At 63.2% G+C, this 18,608-nt stretch carries 17 protein-coding genes; 9 read left to right on the plus strand and 8 right to left on the minus strand.

Features of this window, described 5'->3' with window-relative positions; all coding sequences use genetic code 11:
- Positions 1-23 precede the first annotated feature (23 nt).
- From Q0K02_RS04405 to Q0K02_RS04435, 7 genes are all read right to left on the minus strand, one after another.
- On the minus strand, positions 24-956 hold the full coding sequence (locus Q0K02_RS04405) for a DUF1848 domain-containing protein (RefSeq protein ID WP_294485426.1): 933 nt from the start codon (positions 954-956) through the stop codon (positions 24-26).
- 209 nt (positions 957-1,165) lie between these two features.
- Positions 1,166-1,942, minus strand: coding sequence for a tryptophan synthase subunit alpha (trpA, locus tag Q0K02_RS04410; RefSeq protein ID WP_294485428.1), 777 nt, complete (start codon positions 1,940-1,942; stop codon positions 1,166-1,168).
- Positions 1,943-1,975: 33 nt separating this feature from the next.
- Entirely contained in the window at positions 1,976-3,145 is a 1,170-nt protein-coding gene (gene trpB / locus Q0K02_RS04415) for a tryptophan synthase subunit beta (protein WP_294485429.1), read from the minus strand.
- On the minus strand, positions 3,142-3,786 hold the full coding sequence (locus Q0K02_RS04420) for a phosphoribosylanthranilate isomerase (RefSeq protein ID WP_294485430.1): 645 nt from the start codon (positions 3,784-3,786) through the stop codon (positions 3,142-3,144). The genes trpB and Q0K02_RS04420 overlap by 4 nt, the downstream gene beginning before the upstream one ends.
- On the minus strand, positions 3,776-4,591 hold the full coding sequence (locus Q0K02_RS04425) for an indole-3-glycerol-phosphate synthase (protein ID WP_294485431.1): 816 nt from the start codon (positions 4,589-4,591) through the stop codon (positions 3,776-3,778). Before Q0K02_RS04425 ends, Q0K02_RS04420 begins: the two co-directional genes overlap by 11 nt.
- Positions 4,588-6,174 carry an anthranilate phosphoribosyltransferase gene (gene trpD / locus Q0K02_RS04430; protein WP_294485432.1) on the minus strand — a complete coding sequence of 529 codons (1,587 nt, stop codon included), beginning with the start codon at positions 6,172-6,174 and terminating at the stop codon, positions 4,588-4,590. The genes Q0K02_RS04425 and trpD overlap by 4 nt, the downstream gene beginning before the upstream one ends.
- On the minus strand, positions 6,155-7,585 hold the full coding sequence (locus tag Q0K02_RS04435; RefSeq protein WP_294485433.1) for an anthranilate synthase component I family protein: 1,431 nt from the start codon (positions 7,583-7,585) through the stop codon (positions 6,155-6,157). The genes trpD and Q0K02_RS04435 overlap by 20 nt, the downstream gene beginning before the upstream one ends.
- Positions 7,586-8,406: 821 nt before the next feature.
- Between Q0K02_RS04435 and Q0K02_RS04440 the strand changes: the two genes are divergently transcribed.
- The 9 genes from Q0K02_RS04440 (at position 8,407) to aroE (ending at position 17,051) form a co-directional block, all read left to right on the plus strand.
- On the plus strand, positions 8,407-9,204 hold the full coding sequence (locus Q0K02_RS04440) for a 2-amino-3,7-dideoxy-D-threo-hept-6-ulosonate synthase (RefSeq protein WP_294485434.1): 798 nt from the start codon (positions 8,407-8,409) through the stop codon (positions 9,202-9,204).
- Positions 9,205-9,505: 301 nt separating this feature from the next.
- The gene (locus Q0K02_RS04445; RefSeq protein WP_294485435.1) at positions 9,506-10,309 is read left to right on the plus strand and encodes a 2-amino-3,7-dideoxy-D-threo-hept-6-ulosonate synthase; all 804 of its coding nucleotides are present in this window, start codon (positions 9,506-9,508) and stop codon (positions 10,307-10,309) included.
- Positions 10,310-10,328: 19 nt separating this feature from the next.
- Entirely contained in the window at positions 10,329-11,297 is a 969-nt protein-coding gene (locus Q0K02_RS04450; protein ID WP_294485436.1) for a 3-dehydroquinate synthase II family protein, read from the plus strand.
- A 3-nt stretch (positions 11,298-11,300) separates the two neighbouring features.
- The gene (gene pheA, locus Q0K02_RS04455) at positions 11,301-12,440 is read left to right on the plus strand and encodes a prephenate dehydratase (protein ID WP_294485437.1); all 1,140 of its coding nucleotides are present in this window, start codon (positions 11,301-11,303) and stop codon (positions 12,438-12,440) included.
- Positions 12,441-12,443: 3 nt separating this feature from the next.
- On the plus strand, positions 12,444-13,763 hold the full coding sequence (gene aroA / locus Q0K02_RS04460) for a 3-phosphoshikimate 1-carboxyvinyltransferase (protein WP_294485438.1): 1,320 nt from the start codon (positions 12,444-12,446) through the stop codon (positions 13,761-13,763).
- Complete coding sequence (locus Q0K02_RS04465; protein WP_294485439.1) at positions 13,760-14,596, plus strand: prephenate dehydrogenase/arogenate dehydrogenase family protein; 837 nt, start codon at positions 13,760-13,762, stop codon at positions 14,594-14,596. The genes aroA and Q0K02_RS04465 overlap by 4 nt, the downstream gene beginning before the upstream one ends.
- Entirely contained in the window at positions 14,596-15,654 is a 1,059-nt protein-coding gene (gene aroC / locus Q0K02_RS04470; protein ID WP_294485440.1) for a chorismate synthase, read from the plus strand. The genes Q0K02_RS04465 and aroC overlap by 1 nt, the downstream gene beginning before the upstream one ends.
- Positions 15,651-16,169: a shikimate kinase gene (locus Q0K02_RS04475; protein ID WP_294485441.1), complete on the plus strand. Its 519-nt coding sequence runs from the start codon at positions 15,651-15,653 to the stop codon at positions 16,167-16,169. The genes aroC and Q0K02_RS04475 overlap by 4 nt, the downstream gene beginning before the upstream one ends.
- Positions 16,170-16,184: 15 nt before the next feature.
- Positions 16,185-17,051, plus strand: coding sequence for a shikimate dehydrogenase (aroE, locus tag Q0K02_RS04480; protein ID WP_294485442.1), 867 nt, complete (start codon positions 16,185-16,187; stop codon positions 17,049-17,051).
- A gap of 334 nt (positions 17,052-17,385) precedes the next feature.
- Here the strand turns inward: aroE and Q0K02_RS04485 are convergent, their stop codons facing one another.
- The gene (locus Q0K02_RS04485; protein WP_294485443.1) at positions 17,386-17,829 is read right to left on the minus strand and encodes a flavodoxin; all 444 of its coding nucleotides are present in this window, start codon (positions 17,827-17,829) and stop codon (positions 17,386-17,388) included.
- Positions 17,830-18,608 lie beyond the last annotated feature (779 nt).

The following is an 18,608-nucleotide window of genomic DNA, read 5'->3' on the forward strand; positions in this document are numbered from 1 at the left end:
CAGGCCAAAGCTTCCGCCGCGCGTCACAAAAAAAGCTGCCTGTCCCCGCAGGCTCTCCCCGCTCTTTCCACAACCACGTCCCCGGGTTCACCGTGCCCCACGAGAAACGGCGAGCAGGCTTCGTGCCTGCCCGCCCCCGCGGGCGCACCCGATCGTCCGGCGCAGGCGTAGCAGTAGCGGCAGCCGTGCAGACAGCTGTCGTAGGCGCCGATGTCCACGCTCTCCGCGCAGCCGCAGGCCGGGCGCTGATGCGGGTCCTTCCTTGCCTTCAGCGTCACGCCCCGCAGCCTGCCGAGCAGATCGGCATCCACGCAGCGGGCGCGGCCTATGCCGAATTCTCCAAAATCCATGTCTTCCGCGCAGGCCTCCAGCGTGAGACCGTGCGACCGGGCAATCTCGGCCAAGGCCGACGCAAGCGATCGCCGCTCCTCCATCGACGCGTCCCGCAGACCAAGCGACGCCATGTTCCGCCGCGTGTTCCGATACACGTCCAGAAAGCTGACGATGCATTTTTTCGTCCACGGAGCAAGCAGCGCGGCCAGCCTCTCGAAGTAGCGGACGTGATGCTCCATCGTGTACGCAGCGCTGAAAAACACGGGATCATAGCGCCAGATCACCCGCTCCCGCCCCGCGAGTTCGGAAAGACGACGAAACGCCGGAATGATCACATCCCGCTTGGAAGGCACGCCGGGTTCCGCGTCCCGGCCGTAGGCGTTGAGCGTCACCTGAAAATAATACGCGTAGTCCCGGAGGCGCGAGAGCCGATTCAGCATGGGCGAAGGATTCTTGGTCCAGAACACGAAGCCGTCCGTCGCGTCGGGCGAAAGGTTCACCCGGCTCACCCGGCGCGGATTCACGGGATTGCGCACCAGCGCGAATCCTTCCTCCAGTCTGCGGAAAAACCAGTCCGCGTAAAAGGCCGGAATGTCCGTTCTCCGGCTGACGCTTACGATCATGCTGCTCCGCGCCCGCGCGGGCGGGCTCATCTCTTCGTTGTCAGGCAGGCATCCGCGCGAAAATCCCGCCCATGCGTCAAAAAAAACGCCCGGCCATCCGCCTGTCCTCCGAAAAGGAGGATATCACGGAGCGCCGGGCGCAGAACGATTCTCTTTTCAGGCCGTATCTCGCGTCGAAGGCGGGCGCGTTCCTGAACGCAGGCAGGCCGCTACCGGGCGGCCTTCCACACTTTGATGAAGTCCGCAGGGGCCTTGCCCGCCGCAATGTGCCTGAGGAGCGAGCTGCCGAACACCGCGGCGTCCGGCCGGATGTCCTTCAGCAGCGCGTCGAGCTGTTCCGGAACGCGCAGGCCGAAGCCGAGCGCCACCGGAAGAGAAAACACCCTGCGCACACGGGAGAGCACCTCCGGCACTTCCGGCGGCAGGCTCGCGCGCTCGCCCGTGGTGCCCATGACGGACACCACATACACGTAACCTTCCGACACGTCCGCGTAAAGCTTCATGCGCTCCTCGGAGGTGTTCGGCCCCACCAGAGGAATGAGCGCCAGACCGTGCGCGGAGAGCGCCGCGCGCATGTCGCCCGCCTCGTCGTAGGGCAGATCAGGCACGATGAGACCGTGGACGCCCACCTCCTGCGCCTCCGTCGCCAGCTTGTCCAGACCGTACTGCAAAAACGGATTCATGTAGCCCATGAGCACCAGCCCGGCCTTGAACCTGCCCTTGCGCTCGCGCAGCCCTTCCATGATGCGGCGCAGCGTGACGCCGTTTTTCAGCGCCTCCACGGACGCCGCCTCCACCACGGGGCCGTCGGCCACGGGATCGGAAAACGGAACGCCGATTTCAATGACGTCCGCGCCGCTCTCGTCCAGTTCTTCAATGACGTTCCAGAAGGCGTCCGGCGAGGGATATCCCGCCGTCACAAAGGGAATGAGCGCCGTGCGTCCTTCGGCCGAAGCGTCGCGTAACTTTTTTTCCAGCAGATGCATACTATTGTTCCTTCGCGGCCGTGCCGCCGAAAATCAGAGGTTCAGCGCCTTTTCCACAATGTCCATGTCCTTGTCGCCGCGGCCGGAAAGGTTCACCAGCACGCGGCTGCCGGGAGCGAATTCCCCGGCGTGCGCCAGAACGTAGGCCAGCGCATGGGAGGATTCCAGCGCGGGCAGAATGCCTTCCACGCGGCAGAGCTCCTGGAAGGCCGAAAGCGCTTCGTGATCGTAGGCCACGCCGTACTTCACGCGGCCCACGGCCGCAAGATGGGCGTGTTCCGGGCCCACGCCGGGGTAGTCCAGTCCCGCGGAAATGGAGCCGGAAGGCAGAATCTGCCCCTCGTCGTCCTGAAGCAGCATGGTGTACTCGCCGTGCAGCACGCCGGGGCGTCCGAGATTGATGGCCGCCGAATGCATGCAGCCGGGCTCGCCCGTGCCGCCCGCCTCCACGCCGATGATCTTCACCGACTCGTCGGGCACGAAGGCCGTGAACATGCCGATGGCGTTGGAGCCGCCGCCCACGGCCGCCACCACGTAGTCGGGAAGGCTGCCCGTGCGCTCCAGCATCTGCGCGCGGGCCTCGCGGCCGATGACGCTCTGAAATTCCCGCACGAGATCCGGGAACGGATACGGCCCGGCCGCCGTGCCGAAGCAGTAATGCGTGGTTTCCTGAAGGGAAATCCATGCCCGGAGCGCCGCGTTGATGGCGTCCTTGAGCGTGCGGGAGCCGCTCTCCACGGCCACCACGTCCGCGCCGAGCAGACGCATGCGCCGCACGTTGGCGGACTGCCGCTCCGCGTCTTCCGCGCCCATGTACACCGTGCATTTCATGCCGAGGCGCGCCGCCGCGGCCGCCGTGGCCACGCCGTGCTGACCGGCGCCGGTTTCCGCAATGAGCGAGGTCTTGCCCATGTGTTTGGCCAGAAGCGCCTGCCCCAGCGTGTTGTTGATCTTGTGCGCGCCGGTGTGCAGCAGATCCTCGCGCTTGAGCCACACCTCGAAGCCCAGCTTTGCCGAAAGCCCGGGGCAGAAGGTGAGCGGAGTCGCGCGCCCGGCGTAGTTCTTCAACAGATCGTCAAGCTCGTTCCGAAACGCTTCGGAAGGCAGAATGTCCTTCATGGCCTCCTCAAGTTCCATGAGGGGCGGCATGAGCAGCTCGGGCACGAAACGCCCGCCGAAATCGCCGAAATATCCTTTTTTCATAGCCTGTCACCTTTTCTGCTGTCTGCCGCGCCACTTGCGCATTCGCGAACCGCCGCCACGGCCTTTTCCATGAGTTCCCCGCTCTTTCTGCCCGGGGAGGATTCCAGTTTGGAATTGAAGTCGAGCCCGTCCGGAGAACAGGCCGAAAGCGCCCTTGCCACGTTGTCCGGCCCGAGTCCGCCGGAAAGAAACCACGGATGCGGAAACGAAAGATCGGCAAGACTCTGCCAGTCGAGCTCCCGGCCGCTGCCCATGCCCGCGTCGAGCAGGTACATGCCGCAGGTGTCGGCAAAGGCGTCGATGCCCTGCTGAAGCGCCTGCGCGGACGAATATTTCCCCGGCCAGAGCACGCGGATCACTTTTTCTGCCGGAAAACGCGCGGCAAACGCCGCACTCTGACCGCCGTGAAGCTGCACGAAATCCAGCCCGGCTTCGCTTGCGATGCGCTCTGTTTCCTCCGCGCTCTGACGAACGAACACGCCCACGCGCTTCATGCCGTGCGTGTCCAGAGACGCAACCAGCCTCGGCGACACGTTGCGCGGGCTCGGTTCGTAAAACACGAATCCGCAGAACTCCACGCCGAGCGCGGCCGCCTCGTCGATGAGACGCTGCTCGCTCATGCCGCAGATTTTAATCCGCATACTCCGCCTCCCCGCCAAGAAGCGCGCGCAGCGCCTCCCCCGGACGACCGTGTTCCATGAGCGCGGAGCCCACGAGCGCGGCCCGGAATCCGGCCTTTGCGGCCTCTTCCAGATCGGAGCGGCAGCTCATGCCGCTTGCCGCAATCCAGAGTTCCCCCTCCTGCGGAGGGCACGCCTCAGCCAGCGCAAGACAGGCCCTTCTGTCCACCTTGAGTGAAGCAAGATCACGCGCGTTCACCTGAATGATGCCCGCCCCGCTCTCGCGGGCCAGCGCCACGTCGCGCGCGTCGAACACCTCGACCACCGCCTCCATGCCGCCCGCCTCGGCCTGCTCGCGCAGCTCGCGAAGAAGACAGGCGTCCGGCGTGAGGCGAACGATGAGCAGCAGCGCCGACGCCGGCGTGGAAAGCGCCGCCGCCACCTGCAGCGGATGAAAGATGAAGTCCTTGCGCAGCATGGGAACCGCCGCGCCTTCCCGCTGCATGGCCGAGGCCATGCGGAAAAGGTACGACAGCGAGCCGTGAAAATACCGCTCCTCGGTGAGCACGGAAATCGCGCCCGCCCCGGCCTTCGCGTACTGCAGGGCCACGTCTTCGGGCTCCAGCGTTTCGCAGATCACGCCGCGCGAGGGAGAGGCCCGCTTGTACTCCGCCACCACGGGAAGAGGCCCGGCCCCTCCGCTTTCAAGCGCCCCGCGAAACGACGGTCTGCCGCCCTTCCACGGATGCAGATTGTCCGCGCCGAGGCGCTCAAGCTCGGCTATCTCCGCCCGCTTGGCCTCCACAAAACGTTCCAGTCCCGTCATGCCAGCACCCTCATGCCCGCGCCTTCGGCCACGCCCTTGCGGGCCAGCTCCACGCACTCTTCCATGCTCTTGTCGTCTTCCAGCATGTAGATGGCAAACGCCGCGTTCACCGTCATCATGTCGCGCATGGCCCGGGGGCCGCGTCCGGCCAGAAGTTCCTTCAGCACCGCCGCGGCTTCCTCCTTGTTCTTCACTTCCACGTCCTCGGGCTCGCAGGGCTCGAAGCCGTAGAGCGCAGGATCAAACACCACTTCGTCCATCTTGCCGTCGGTAATGAGAACGACGCGCGTTTTGCCCATGGTGGTCAATTCGTCGTAGCCGCCCGCGCCGTTGAATACCGCCACTTTGTGGAAGGGACGCTTCTGCAGCGTGGCCGCAATGAGATCCACCTGATTCGGATCGCCCACGCCCATCATGAGATAGTCGGGGCAGGCCGGATTCAGCATGGGGCCCAGCATGTTGAACATGGTGCGCATGCCGAGCTGCTTGCGCACCGGCCCCACGTTGGCGAAGGCCGGGTGGAAGTACGGCGCAAACTGGAAGGCGAAATTGCGTTCCTTCAGCATTTCCACGATGGCTTCGGGATCCTTTTCCAGCGGAATGCCGAGGCCTTCCAGCGCGTCCGCCGCGCCGGAGGTGGAAGACACGGCGCGGTTGCCGTGCTTGAGCATGCGGTAGCCCATGCCCGCCAGCGTGAGCGACGTGGCCGTGGAACAGTTGAACGAACGCTTGCCGTCGCCGCCCGTGCCCACGATGTCGATGCACTTTTCAGGAATGCCCGTCACCTTCACGGCGCGCGCCAGCATGATGCGGATGGCCGCGGCCAGTTCGGCGGGCTTTTCGCCCTTCATGCGCAGGCCCATGAGCAGGGCTCCGGCCTGGGCGGGCGTCATGGTGCCGTCGAGCATGGAGCCGAAGGCCACGTCGCATTCCTCGTCGGTCATGTCCCTGCCGCGGGACACGGATTCCAGAATGGAACTGATGGTGGGCGCGGCGTGAACCGTGGGCAGCAGGCTGCCCGGGAAGTTTTCCAGAAGACGCAGACCGTCGGGCGTGAGGATGGATTCGGGATGATACTGCACGCCCACCCACGGACGATCCTTGAAGCGCATGGACATCACTTCGCCCTGCGGCCCGCGCGCGGACACCGAAAGCAGATCGTTGGGATGCTCGTCGTCCACGCGAACCACCAGGGAATGGTAGCGGCCCACCACCATGGGATTGGGCATGCCGCGATACAGCCCCTTGCCGTCGTGCACGATTTCCGAAGTTCTGCCGTGCATGACCACGGGGCCGGGCACGACGTCCGCCCCGGCGTAGAGGCCGAGAATCTGATGCCCGAGGCACACGCCGAGCACCGGAATGCGCGGACTGAGCTGCTTCAGAAAGTCGAGGCAGTATCCGGCCTGCGACGGATGCCCCGGCCCGGGGGAAATGCACACCATGCGCAGCGAAGGATCGTTGGCCATGGCCACCAGACCGGGATCGTCGTTCTTGACCACGCGGGGGCGGTGCCCCAGACGGCAGAAGGCCTGAACAAGATTGTAGGTAAAGGAATCGTAGTTATCGATGAGCAGGAACATGGAACTCTCCCGTGGTGAAACAGGCCTGACGCATGATGGCCGATTTGTTGCAAACCTCCTTCCATTCCAGGGCCGGCACGGAATCGTGAACGATGCCGGCTCCGGCCTGCCAGTACAGGCGCTGATCGCGCACCCACATGCTGCGGATGGTGATGCCCGTATCGAGGTTCACGCCGTCTCTGTCCAGACCGAGCCAGCCGATGCAGCCTGCGTAGGGTCCGCGCGGGCAGGGTTCGGTTTCGGCAATGATTTCCATGGCGCGTATCTTGGGCGCGCCGCTCACCGTGCCCGCCGGGAACGTGGCGGCAAGGACGTCCACGGCGTCGAGGCCGTCCTCAAGTTCCGCGGTGACGCGGCTCGTGAGATGCATGACGTGGGAAAAACGTTCCACCATCATGAGCTTCTCCACTTCCACGGAGCCGGGGCGCGCGAGCCTGCCGAGATCGTTGCGGCCGAGATCCACGAGCATCATGTGCTCGGCGCGCTCCTTGGGATCGGCGATGAGCTCCTCGGCCAGGGCCTCGTCTTCGGCCACGGTCGCGCCGCGGCGTCTGGTTCCGGCAATGGGCGCGGAAAGCAGTCTGCCGTTCTCGCAGCGCACCATGACTTCCGGCGAAGAGCCGAACAGCGTGATGCCCGGCAGACGCATGAAGAACATGTACGGCGACGCGTTTTCACTGCGCATGCGGCGGTACAGGGTGAAGGGATCGCCGTCGAACGGCATGCTGAATCGCACCGAAGGCACCACCTGAATGGCTTCGCCCATGCGCAGCATTTCCCGTATGCGTTCCACGGCCGCCTGGAATCCGGCCTCGCCGGGTTCGGCCAGCACGTCGGCCCTGTCCGCATGCGTCGAATCCTGACGGGAAAACGATCCGCTGCGGCCCAGATCCCTGTGTTCGCCGAGGCTCACCTGCGCCAGTCGATTGTACATGTGATCGAAAAGCAGCAGAGTTCCGGGCAGACAGAGCACGCACTCCGCATCTTCCGGCTTCATGACGGGGGCGAGCTTCGGATGAAAGAGCGACGCCATGCCGTAGCCCAGATAGCCGCACAAAGAGCGCGTGATGGGCGGCAGATCCGCGGCCTGCGGGTCGGGCAGAATTTCCAGCGAACGCATGACCGAGCGAAGCCCTTCCACGAAGTTCATGCCGTTGAAGGCGGCAAGACGCGCAAGGCGTTCGTCTTCCGTGCGGCATTCAAGCTTTCCTTCGCGGCAAATGAGGTACAGGGCCATGTCGCAGGCAAGCACGCTGTAGCGACCCCATCGCCCGTCCACTTCCGCGCTTTCCAGAAGAATGCCGTCCCTGTCCCGGGCCATGTCCAGGAAAAGACTGATGGGCGTGTCCATGTCCGCCGGGAGCCAGCGGACGCTCTGACGCACTCGAATGGGCGATGTCTTGGTTGTCATGTCGATAATCCTCAGTGTGAGTTAATAAAAAAATGCCGCTCCCCGGAGAGGGAACGGCATTTATTGCTTCCGAATCTGCACCATTACTCAGACGTCAAGACCGCATCCTCTCCCTGAAGAAAAGATACGCCACCACCACTGACCGGCGAAGGACATGGTGAAAACGGCTGCGGACATGGAAGACTCCTGAACGTGAATGGTGAACTTTCCTTCTGTGTATGCAAGAGCGCTCCGTTTGTCAACGGCGTCGGAAAAATTTTTTCCGGAAAGGATGCGTCTGCCGCAACTTTCCGGATCATGAAGGCCGACGGCTCAGGTATAAAACAATTTTGCATCAGCCGTGTCATCTTTTTTCTGTATGAGTCATGATAGTGCACGGCATGACCGGAAAAAGCGCATTCATATACAAAAAAGTATCGACGTCTGTGCAAAATATCATGCAGATTTTTTCGTTCCGGGCAAAAATCGAGGCGCAGCGCGGTCTTGCGGAAAGCAAGTCCGCCTCCGCAGACGCCCATGACGCAACATTCGATCATTAATTATGAACGACGAGACAAAAAGATTGCTTCCCCGCTTGACAGCGATTCCAGACCGGAGCTATGAGAGAAAAAAAAGGTTGGCACATCATGTTCAGCGCGTTCCGCTTCGGCTATTTTACCTACGCCAGCAGCTTCGGTTGCTGGTGCTATGCGTATTATTTCCGGCCAAGCGGCGAGCTGTGCTGATCTCTTCCGTCACACAGGAATATAAAGCCGCAGGCATAATCAAAAGCCGGCGGCTTTTTTCGTAACCGCCGGAATGCCTGCAAAGAGGTACCTCTCATGGAAGTCGGCTCTCTCAGAAGATTCAATCGCATCATCAATCCCAAAACCGGCCGCGCCATCATCGTTCCCATGGATCACGGCATGTCCGACGGCGCGCCCCGCGGTCTGCGCGACATGGCAAAAGCCATTCACGACATGGACGAAGGCATGGCCGACGCCGTGCTTCTGCACAAAGGCCTCATCCACAAGGCCGACTACGAATCCCACATGCGCCTCGGCTTCATCATGCACATTTCGGCGTCCACCAGCCTTTCGCGCCGCCCCAACAAGAAGATGCTCGTGGGCGACGTGGAAGAGGCCGTGCGTCTCGGCGCGGACGCGGTGTCCATCCACATCAACCTCGGCGACGACGACGAAAGCCTCATGATGGCCGACGCCGGCAAGATCGCCAAGGAATGCAGCCTGTGGGGCATGCCTCTGCTCATGATGGTGTACGCGCGCGGTCACGACGTGGACAGCTATGATCCGCACAACATCGCCCACTGCGCCCGCGTGGGTGCGGAACTCGGCGCCGACATCGTGAAGGTGCCCTACACCGGCGATCCCGAAACCTTCGCCGACGTGGTGGAAGACTGCGGCGTGCCCGTGCTCATTGCGGGCGGCCCCAAGCTCGATTCCACGCGCAAGCTGCTGGAAATGGTGTACGGCTCGCTGCAGGCGGGCGGTTCCGGCCTTTCCGTGGGCCGCAACGTGTTCGAGCATCCGCGCCGCGTGGAACTGCTCAAGGCCCTGCGCGCCATGGTTCACGGCAACGCCACCGTGGACGAGGCCCTGGAAATGATGGGTGAAAAATAAGACGAAAAAGTTTTCGTCTCCCGCCATTTTCCTGTTGACAGATTTCTTTCTCTGGGATTAGTAAATTCTTAAACTTTCAATGGTTGTTTGTCATGCATACTCTGTATTCCGCCACCGCCCAGTTTGAAACCAACGGCTTTACCTTTGGTTTTTACTTTTATTTTACCGGGCCCTGTGGTCGGAAGAGTTGCTGACATCCTCAGTTTGCAAACTTCGGGCCGCAGGCGAAACAAGCCGGCGGCCCTTTTTGTATGCTACAGCCGCCACGCAGCCCACAACGTTCAAAAAGAAGGAACGCCCCATGGAACTCGGCACCAAGAAAAGACTGACCCGCATCTTCAACCCCGACACTAAACGCACCATCATCGTGCCCATGGATCACGGCATGACCATCGGCGCGCCCGACGGTCTGGTGGACATCCGCAAGGCCGTGGACGACATGAATGAAGGCGGCGCCAACGCCGTGCTCATGCACAAGGGTCTCATCCGCGCCTCCGGCTGCGCCGACGCCAACGCCGACCTCGGCCTCATCATGCACATCACCGCCTCCACGGAGCTCTCCCCCAACGGCAACACCAAGGTGCTCACCGGCACCGTGGAAGAAGCCATCCGCCTCGGCGCGGACGCCGTGTCCGTCCACATCAACCTCGGCGATCCCAACGAACGCGAAATGCTCAACACCGCGGGCGTCATTGCCGATCACTGCAACCGCTGGGGCGTGCCGCTGCTCATGATGCTCTACGGCCGCGGCGGTCTCATCCGCGACAGCTTCGCCACCGACGTGGTGGCCCACTGCGCCCGCGTGGGCGCGGAACTCGGCGCCGACATCGTGAAGGTCTCCTACACCGGCAGCCCCGAAACCTTCCAGCGCGTCACCGAATGCTGCTGCGCGCCCGTGGTCATTGCCGGCGGCGAACGCATCGACTCCACGCGCAAGCTGCTGCAGATGGTGTACGATTCCCTGCAGGCCGGCGGCGCGGGCGTTTCCATCGGCCGCAACGTGTTTGAACATCCCCGCCGCGTGGATCTCATGCGCGCCATGAACGCCCTCGTTCACTCGAACGCCTCCGTGGACGACGCCATGGCCATCGTGGGCGAAGACTAATTCTTTTGAAGGATAGTCCATGAACATCTATTTCAAAAGCGTGCCCTTCAGCAAGAACGACGTGACCCTCGCGCTGGAATCCGGCGTGGACGGGGTCATCGTTCCCGCCGACAAGGTGGAATCCGTGTCCGTGCTCTCCCGCACTCCCGTCATTGCGGAAGAGGACATGCCCTCCTGCGCCATGACCTCCAAGGCCGACGAAGAACAGATCCGCGACTCGCTCCGTTCGGGAAAGCAGGTGGTTCTCGCCCGGGGATGGGAGATCATTCCCGTGGAAAACCTGCTCGCCCAGTGCGACAACGTGACGGCCGAAGCCGGAACGCTGGAGGAAGCCGTGCTTGCGTCCGGCATTCTTCAGCGCGGCGTGCAGGGCATCGTGGTGCTGCCCGAAGCCATCGCCGATCTCAAGGAAATCGTGTCGCGCTGCAAGATCAGCCGTGAGCACGAAGACCTGGAGGAAGCCGAAATCGTCCGCGTGGAGCCCGCCGGACTCGGACACCGCGTGTGCATCGACACCATGTCCATGCTGCACCGCGGACAGGGCATGCTGGTGGGCAATTCCAGCGCCTTCACCTTCCTTGTTCACGCCGAAACGGAGCACAACGAATACGTGGCCTCCCGCCCCTTCCGCGTGAACGCGGGCGCGGTTCACGCCTACGTGCGCCTGCCCGGCGACGCCACGACCTATCTTTCGGAAGTGACGGCCGGAACGCAGATGCTCGTCGTGGACTACACGGGCGCCACCAGCATCGCCACCGCCGGAAGAGTGAAGATTGAAGTGCGTCCCATGCTGCTCGTGGAAGCGAAGGTCGGGGACAAGACGGGCGCCGTGTTCCTTCAGAACGCCGAGACCATACGCCTGACCGCTCCCGACGGAACTCCCGTGAGCGTGGTGACGCTCAAGCCCGGCGACAAGGTGCTCTGTCGCACCGACGAGGCCGGACGTCACTTCGGCATGCGCATCAAGGAAGACATTCAGGAGAAATAGAGTATGGCAGAGCCTTTCCAGATTCCGGGCCTCGCAGACCTGCGCAGGCAGATTGACGACGTGGACTCCCAGCTTCTTGAGCTTCTGAACCGGCGGGCAGGCCTGAGCGTGGCCGTCGGGCAGGCCAAGAGACAGGTGTCGGGCAAAGTGTTCGATCCGGCCAGGGAGGCCAGGCTTCTGGAAGGGCTCGCCAAACGCAACCCCGGTCCGCTGAAGACGGAACACATCCTTTCCATCTGGCGCGCCGTGCTTTCCGCTTCCCGTTCCCTGCAAAAACCGTGTACCGTGGCCTATCTCGGCCCGGAAGGCACGTTCTCCTATTTTGCGGCCATGGACTTTCTCGGCGAATCCATGTCCTTCGTGCCCTGCCGCGACTTCCATGAAATTTTCCGCGGCGTGAGCCTCGGACAGTTCGACGCGGGCGTCATTCCGCTGGAAAACTCCATTCACGGCACCATCACCCAGAGCTTCGACCTGTTCTCTCAGTACGACGTGAACATTCAGGCCGAATTCTATTCCCGCATCGCCAACAGCCTGCTCAGCCGGGAAACGTCGCTCGACAACGTGAAAACCGTGTACTCGCACGCGCAGCCGCTCGGCCAGTGCGCCGCATGGCTGCGCGCCCATCTGCCCGGAGCGAGGCTCGTGTCCGTGGACTCCACGGCCGCCGCCGCGTGGAAGGCCTCGCAGGAAGCGGGAGCCGCATCCATCGGTCACCGCAGCATGGCCGAAAAGCTGGGCATGAGCTCCCTTGCCGACAACATTCAGGACGACGCCGCCAACTGGACGCGCTTCGTGCTCATCCGCGCGGGCGAGGTTCCCGCCGGAAGCCCGCACGAAGCCGACGCCGACAATTTCAAGTCGTCGCTGCTCTTCACGGTGAAGAACAAGGCCGGCACGCTCTGCGACGTGCTCAACGTGTTCTCCGCGCACAAGGTGAACATGACCAAGCTCGAATCCCGTCCGCTGAAGGGCCGGTGCTGGGACTACATGTTCTTTGCCGACGTGGAATGCGATCTCACCGCCTCCCGCCGCGCCGATCTCATCCGCGATCTCGCCTCCTGCTGCACGTCTCTGCGCGTGCTCGGCTGCTATCCCGAAGGACCGCGTCTCGATTCAACCGCCAACACCACAGGATTCTGATTCATGATAACGCTTCAGGCCCCCGCATCCAAATCCGTCTCTCACCGCACGCTCATTGCGGCCGCGCTCGCGCACGGCTCGTCGCTGGTGCGCCACGCGCTCTCCAGCGCCGATCTTGAGCGCACGCGCGACATTCTCCACACCGCAGGGGCCGTCATGGAGGATCTCGGCGACGGAAACTGGCGCGTGCAGGGCATGGAGAGAGGCCCGGTCGGAGGAATCGACGAGCCCGCCGACTGCAACGTGGGCGAATCGGGCACCACCTGCCGTCTGCTCACCGCCGTGCTGGCCGCCGGTCGCGGCTCGTTCCGCATTCACGGCGTTCCGAGAATGCACGAACGCCCCATCGGCGCGCTCGCCAAGGCCCTTCAAACGCTCGGCGCACGCGTGACCTTTGAGGAAAAGGAAGGCTATCCGCCTCTCGTGCTTTCCACGGACGGCCTTGCCGGAGGCGACGTGGACATGAGCGTGGACGAATCGAGTCAGTTTCTTTCCGGTCTGCTTCTGGCCGCGCCCTTCTGCCCCTCGCCGCTGCGCATTTCTCTCACGGGCAAAAAGGTGGTGTCCTGGCCCTATGTGGGACTCACGCTGCAGGTGCTGGAAGACTTCGGCATCGCCTTTGAGGTGGAAATGCTGACGGGCGGCGCATGGAAGATTGTGCCGTGGAAAAGCGTTCAGGAAGCGCGTCCCGGAGAGCTTCGCATCACCGTGCATCCCGGCAGCTACAAAAGCGGCGAATACCGCGTGGAAGGCGACTGGTCCGGAGCCTCCTACCTGCTTGCCGCCGGAGCCGTGGGCCGCGAGCCCGTGCTCGTGACGGGGCTTCGCCCCGACTCATTGCAGGGCGACCGCGCCATCCTGACCATTCTGCGGGACATGGGCGCGTCCATCGACGTGCGAAGCGACGGCATTCTCGTGAGCCCCTCGAAGCTGCACGGCATCACCGTGGACATGGGAGCCTGCCCCGATCTCGTGCCCACCGTGGCCATGACGGCGGCCTACGCCGAAGGCGAAACGCGCATGGAAAACATCGCCCACCTCCGCCTCAAGGAATGCGACCGCATTTCCGCCTGCGCCGCGGAACTTTCCCGCATCGGCGCGTCCGTGGAGGAAGGCGCGGATTATCTTGCCGTGCGCGGTCTTGCGCCGAATGCGCCTTCCATTCCCGAAGGCACGGTGTTCCACACCTACAACGATCACCGCATCGCCATGTCCGCATCGCTCCTCGGTCTCGGCCGGGGGCAGCGCGTCGTGGTGGACGATCCCGCCGTGGTGCGCAAGTCCTTCCCCGAATTCTGGAACGTGTGGAGCGCCCTTGCATGAGCGAACGCATCGTCATTGTAGGGTGCCGCGGCCGCATGGGCTCCATGCTCATGGAGCGCTTCGGCCGCAATCCGCAACTTGACCCCGCAGGTCTCGATCTGCCCTTTGAGGAGCAGGCCATGCAGGAGGCCTGCCGGGGGGCGCGCCTGGTGCTTTTGTGCATACCGGCCACGGCCATAGCCGACACCGTCTCCCTGCTTCGCCCCTTCATGGAGAAAAACGCCATCCTTGCCGACATCACCTCGGTGAAGGAACTGCCCATGCAGCACATGGAAAGTCTGTGGGATGGGCCGGTGGTGGGCACGCATCCGCTCTTCGGGCCCGTGCCCGCGCAGGACCTGGAACTGCGCGTGACCATCGTGCCCGGCAGGCGGGCCTCGGAAGAGGACACAAGTTTTGTGGAGAGCCTGTTTCAGGGCTTCGGCTGCGTGACCTTCCGCGCCACGGCCGAAGAGCACGACATCGCGGAAGCCAAGATTCAGGGCATGAACTTCATCACGAGCGCGGTGTATTTCGCCATGACGGCGGAAGACCCCGCGCTTCTGCCGTACATAACCCCCTCCTTCCTGCGGCGCATGAACTCCTCGGAAAAGCAGCTCATGGAAGACGGCGCGCTGTTCACCTGGCTTTTCGAAGCCAACCCCCACAGTCAGGCCATGACGCGCCAGTACCGCAATCTGCTTTCGCTGGCCGCCGCGGGCGATGTGGACCTCATTCTGCACAAGGCCCGCTGGTGGTGGAAGGAAGGCGAAGAGAAAAAGAAAATTCACGAAGAAGCCCGCAAGGTGGCTCTCCAGTCGGCCCGCATGGGGCTGAAAAAAGGACAACAATAATGCGTTACAGCCTGTTCGGCGAATCCCACGGCCCGGCCATCGGCGTCGTACTTCAGGGCGTCCCTTCGGGACTCGACATCGACGAGAACTTCATCCGCGCCGAAATGGCGCGCCGCGCGCCCGGCAAATCGCCGCTTGCCACGGCAAGAAACGAAAAGGACGAAGTGCGCATCCTGAGCGGCGTGTTCGAGGGCAAGGCCTGCGGCACGCCCCTTTGCGGCGTGATAGAAAACACCGACACCCGCTCCCGCGACTACGCCGCCACCCGCTGGCTCGCCCGCCCCGGCCATGCAGACTTCACCGCCCATCTTCGCTACCGCGGCTTCGAGGACTACCGCGGCGGCGGTCACTTTTCCGGCCGGCTCACGGCCCCGCTGGTCTTTGCCGGAGCCGTGGCCAAGCTGGCCCTGCGCGCCCGGGGCGTGGAAGTGCTCGCGCGCGTCAAGAGCATTGCGGGCATCGATGACGCTCCCCTCGATCTGGCCTCTCCCGATGTCGAGGCCCTGCGGGCCGCGGCCCGCAAGCCCCTGCCCGTCATCGACGATGCGCGCGGCGAAGCCATGCAGCAGGCCATTCTCGACGCCCGGGGCGACGGCGACTCCGCAGGCGGACTCATCCAGTGCTTTGCGCTCAACGTGCCCGCCGGACTCGGCAGCCCGGACTTCGATGAAAACATCGAAAGTCTCATCGCCCGGCACATGTTCGCCGTGCCCGCAGTCAAGGGACTGGCCTTCGGCGCGGGCTTCGACTTCGCTTCCATGCGCGGAAGCGAAGCCAACGACTCTCTTACGCCGGGCAACCCCCTCCGCACCCGCACCAACAACAACGGCGGCATCAACGGCGGCATTTCCAACGGCATGCCCGTCGTGTTCACCGTGGTCGTCAAGCCCACGCCCTCCATCGGCAAAGAGCAGGACACCGTCAACATGAGCACCGGCGAGGCCGCAAAACTCACCATCTCCGGCAGGCACGACCCCTGCATTCTTTCGCGCGCCGTGCCCGTCATCGAGGCCGCCTGCGCTCTGGCCCTCACCGAACTGCCGGGAGTGCTCGCATGAAAAATCTCGTGCTCATAGGACTTTCCGGCTGCGGCAAGAGCACCTTCGGCAGAAGGCTCGCGAAAAGGCTGCGCCTGCCGCTTCTCGACACCGACGTCATGATCGAAAAAAAGACGGGCCGCACCATTCCGGACATCTTTGCCGCAGACGGCGAGTCGGGCTTCCGGGACATCGAATCCGCCTGCGCCCGGGAAGCCGCCGCCGTGCAGGGCGCCGTCATATCCACGGGCGGAGGCATGATTCTGCGCGAAGAAAACATGAAGGAACTTTCCAAAAACGGCCTTGTCGTCTTCATCGACCGCCATCCTTCCCGCATTCTCCGCTCCACCACGCTGAAGGACCGCCCGCTCGTGCAGGACGACAAAGACAAGCTCTTCCGCCTCTACGCCGCCCGACTTGCCCTGTACCGCCGTCACGCCGACGTGACCGTTCCCAATCACGGCGGCCCGCGCACCCTGAAGCGCCGCATTCTCCAGGTACTGCGGCATTACCGCCGCAGCAATTCCCACGTCTGACCCACGGAGTCTTCCATGAGCAGCATTCTGAACGGAAAGAAACTGGCCGTCATCGGCGATCCCATCGAACACAGCCTCTCCCCGCTCATTCAGCAGGCCATGCTGGACGAACTCGGCCTCTACTGCACCTACGGCCGCATTCTCGTTCCCGCCGGAACCGTGGCGGCCTGGCTGCCCGGCACGCCCGGCATGAACCTTGCGGGCTTCAACGCCACCATGCCGCACAAGGCCGATCTCGTGCCCCTCATGGACACGCTCTCCGACGACGCGCGCATGTACCGCTCCGTGAACACCGTGGTCATCCGCGACGGACATTTCCACGGCCACAACACCGACGGCGCGGGATTCCTCCGCTCCCTGCTCGACGAAGACATCCTGCCTGAGGGCAAAAAGATTGCCGTGTACGGCGCCGGAGGGGCGGCCCGCTCCGTGGTGCTCAAGCTTGCCGCGGCGGAAGCCAAGTCCATTGCCGTGTGCTGCCGCACCCCGGCCAAGGCCGAAGAACTCGCCCGCTCCTCGGCCCGCGTGCATGTGGTCGCCCTCGGCAGCCCGGACTTTGAGCGGACGCTGGCCGAAGCGGATCTGTTCATCAACTGCACGCCGCTCGGCATGCAGGGCGTTCCCGCGCAGTTTGCCGACTTCCGTTTTCTCGACGCCCTTCCCGCCTCCGCGCCGGTGTGCGATCTCATCTACCGGCCGCTCAAAACCGAACTGCTGAAGGAAGCGGAAAAACGCGGACATCAGACCATGAACGGCCTCGGCATGCTCATTCATCAGGCCATTCTCGCGCTGGAACTGTTCGCCGCCATGCCGCTCGACGCCGCGCTCATGAAAAAGGCCGTGGAAAAAAGGCTGATTCCGGTGCTGCATCAGAAAGTCTGATCCAGAACGGGGCACGCCCCGTTCCGAACGCCGCTGCGTCCCCCCTGCCGCAAGTGGGCCTTATTTTCTCCACGCCTTCATGCAAAAAAAAAGAACCGGCTCGGTTACAAGTCGGTTCTCTCTCCGGATACTCTCTCTTGCAGCTGCTTTCTCTCTCTTGAACATTTCCTCCGGGCGTTTTCCCCAAGGCTTCGGCGGCGCGGAAAGCGCGTTTCGGCGTTTCAGGTCTTGAAACTCTTCGGGCGATACTCGCGCACCCTGAATCCTCATGTTCAGGCCGGTCATCCGGGCGCGCCGACGCCCGGATGACCCGATCATAACCAGTCTCTTTTCGCTACAGATCTTCAATGATGCGGTCGCACCAGGCGTCCACGTCCGCCTTGTTGCCGGAATAGTCGCCGTCCACCTTGAGGCCCTCTTCCATAATCACGGCGCCCAGGCCGGAAAGCCGGTTTTCAATCACGTCCACCGCGCCGCAGAAATGCTCAAAGCTGCTGTCGCCGCTGGCAAAACAGGCCGCCTTCTTGCCGCTTGCGCCGATGGCGTCGAAGTCCTCGAACAGCGTGTTGAAGTCGTCCTGCATTTCCACCTCGTCCGTGCCCCAGGCCGAGCAGCCGAACAGCGCGGCGTCGTAGCCGTTGCACAGTCCTTCGGCCGACGCGTCGGCGGCGTTCAGCAGCGTGACGTCATGACCGGCGTTTCCGATGCGTTCAGCGAGAGCTTCGGCAATACCCGCGGTGTTGCCCGTCGTGGAACCATACACAATGAGAATCTTCATGGCTTTCTCCAGAAAAAAACCTCCGAAACAGAGACCCTAGGGCAGTGGCCCGTTCCCGACCCCGTGTCGAAAACCGGCGATCCCTGTCCCGGAGGGAAGATAAGTTCGCGTTTTTTGCACGGCGGAGAGCATACCGCCCCTCTCCGCCGTGCTCGACCAGGAGTACGCACCCCGCAATCGCGGGATGGATGCAGGACAGAAATTTTGCCGGACCTTCGCTGTGAGCCGAAAGTCCGGCCGGGGGGGGAGGAGACTGGAGCCTTGCGACCCCAGAGCAAATTTTGCCGACATGTCATGGCGTGCATGCCGGCAATGCGGAGGAGAACTTTTCGGGCCACCTGTTTTTCCCGAAAAGTATGGCGAATGTGTTGACGAACAGAAACGTTCGTGCTCCTGCCGCACGGCAGAAATTTTGCCGGAACACCCGCGTGATCCGGCACGGAACGTCGCCTCGGAGTTCTCGACGTTCTTATGGAGACATGAAGCGCTCGGATCGCCTCATGCTGTTATGGCAAACATGGGGTGGACTCCTCGGGCCGTTCCCCACCGCGGGGAACGGCCCTCGCCGCACCAGGAGACTGAGGGTTACCCTCAGCACGGAACACGACCCGGTCGTATTCCAATATCGAGCAGGCAAGCCTGCGGAAATTTTGCCGCCTGACGACTCCGGCTCCCGCCGGGTCAAGCCATCGTCAGACGGCCGGGGGGGGGGGGGGGGGGGAAAAAAACGTTGCCATTATAGGACCGTGGCGCATGTTATGAATTTTCAAAAGAAAAAA

This window comes from uncultured Mailhella sp., from assembly GCF_944324995.1.
Taxonomy (GTDB): domain Bacteria; phylum Desulfobacterota; class Desulfovibrionia; order Desulfovibrionales; family Desulfovibrionaceae; genus Mailhella.

Excerpts from the sequence above, each read along its gene's own strand:
- trpA (WP_294485428.1), bottom strand. The coding sequence starts at position 1,942 with ATGCATCTGCTGGAAAAAAAGTTACGCGACGCTTCGGCCGAAGGACGC.
- Q0K02_RS04450 (WP_294485436.1), top strand. The coding sequence starts at position 10,329 with ATGAACATCTATTTCAAAAGCGTGCCCTTCAGCAAGAACGACGTGACC.
- aroE (WP_294485442.1), top strand. The coding sequence starts at position 16,185 with ATGAGCAGCATTCTGAACGGAAAGAAACTGGCCGTCATCGGCGATCCC.
- Q0K02_RS04485 (WP_294485443.1), bottom strand. The coding sequence starts at position 17,829 with ATGAAGATTCTCATTGTGTATGGTTCCACGACGGGCAACACCGCGGGT.
- Q0K02_RS04435 (WP_294485433.1), bottom strand. The coding sequence starts at position 7,585 with ATGACAACCAAGACATCGCCCATTCGAGTGCGTCAGAGCGTCCGCTGG.
- trpD (WP_294485432.1), bottom strand. The coding sequence starts at position 6,174 with ATGTTCCTGCTCATCGATAACTACGATTCCTTTACCTACAATCTTGTT.
- aroC (WP_294485440.1), top strand. The coding sequence starts at position 14,596 with ATGCGTTACAGCCTGTTCGGCGAATCCCACGGCCCGGCCATCGGCGTC.
- trpB (WP_294485429.1), bottom strand. The coding sequence starts at position 3,145 with ATGAAAAAAGGATATTTCGGCGATTTCGGCGGGCGTTTCGTGCCCGAG.
- Q0K02_RS04405 (WP_294485426.1), bottom strand. The coding sequence starts at position 956 with ATGATCGTAAGCGTCAGCCGGAGAACGGACATTCCGGCCTTTTACGCG.
- aroA (WP_294485438.1), top strand. The coding sequence starts at position 12,444 with ATGATAACGCTTCAGGCCCCCGCATCCAAATCCGTCTCTCACCGCACG.
- Q0K02_RS04475 (WP_294485441.1), top strand. The coding sequence starts at position 15,651 with ATGAAAAATCTCGTGCTCATAGGACTTTCCGGCTGCGGCAAGAGCACC.
- Q0K02_RS04420 (WP_294485430.1), bottom strand. The coding sequence starts at position 3,786 with ATGCGGATTAAAATCTGCGGCATGAGCGAGCAGCGTCTCATCGACGAG.
- Q0K02_RS04465 (WP_294485439.1), top strand. The coding sequence starts at position 13,760 with ATGAGCGAACGCATCGTCATTGTAGGGTGCCGCGGCCGCATGGGCTCC.
- pheA (WP_294485437.1), top strand. The coding sequence starts at position 11,301 with ATGGCAGAGCCTTTCCAGATTCCGGGCCTCGCAGACCTGCGCAGGCAG.
- Q0K02_RS04425 (WP_294485431.1), bottom strand. The coding sequence starts at position 4,591 with ATGACGGGACTGGAACGTTTTGTGGAGGCCAAGCGGGCGGAGATAGCC.
- Q0K02_RS04440 (WP_294485434.1), top strand. The coding sequence starts at position 8,407 with ATGGAAGTCGGCTCTCTCAGAAGATTCAATCGCATCATCAATCCCAAA.
- Q0K02_RS04445 (WP_294485435.1), top strand. The coding sequence starts at position 9,506 with ATGGAACTCGGCACCAAGAAAAGACTGACCCGCATCTTCAACCCCGAC.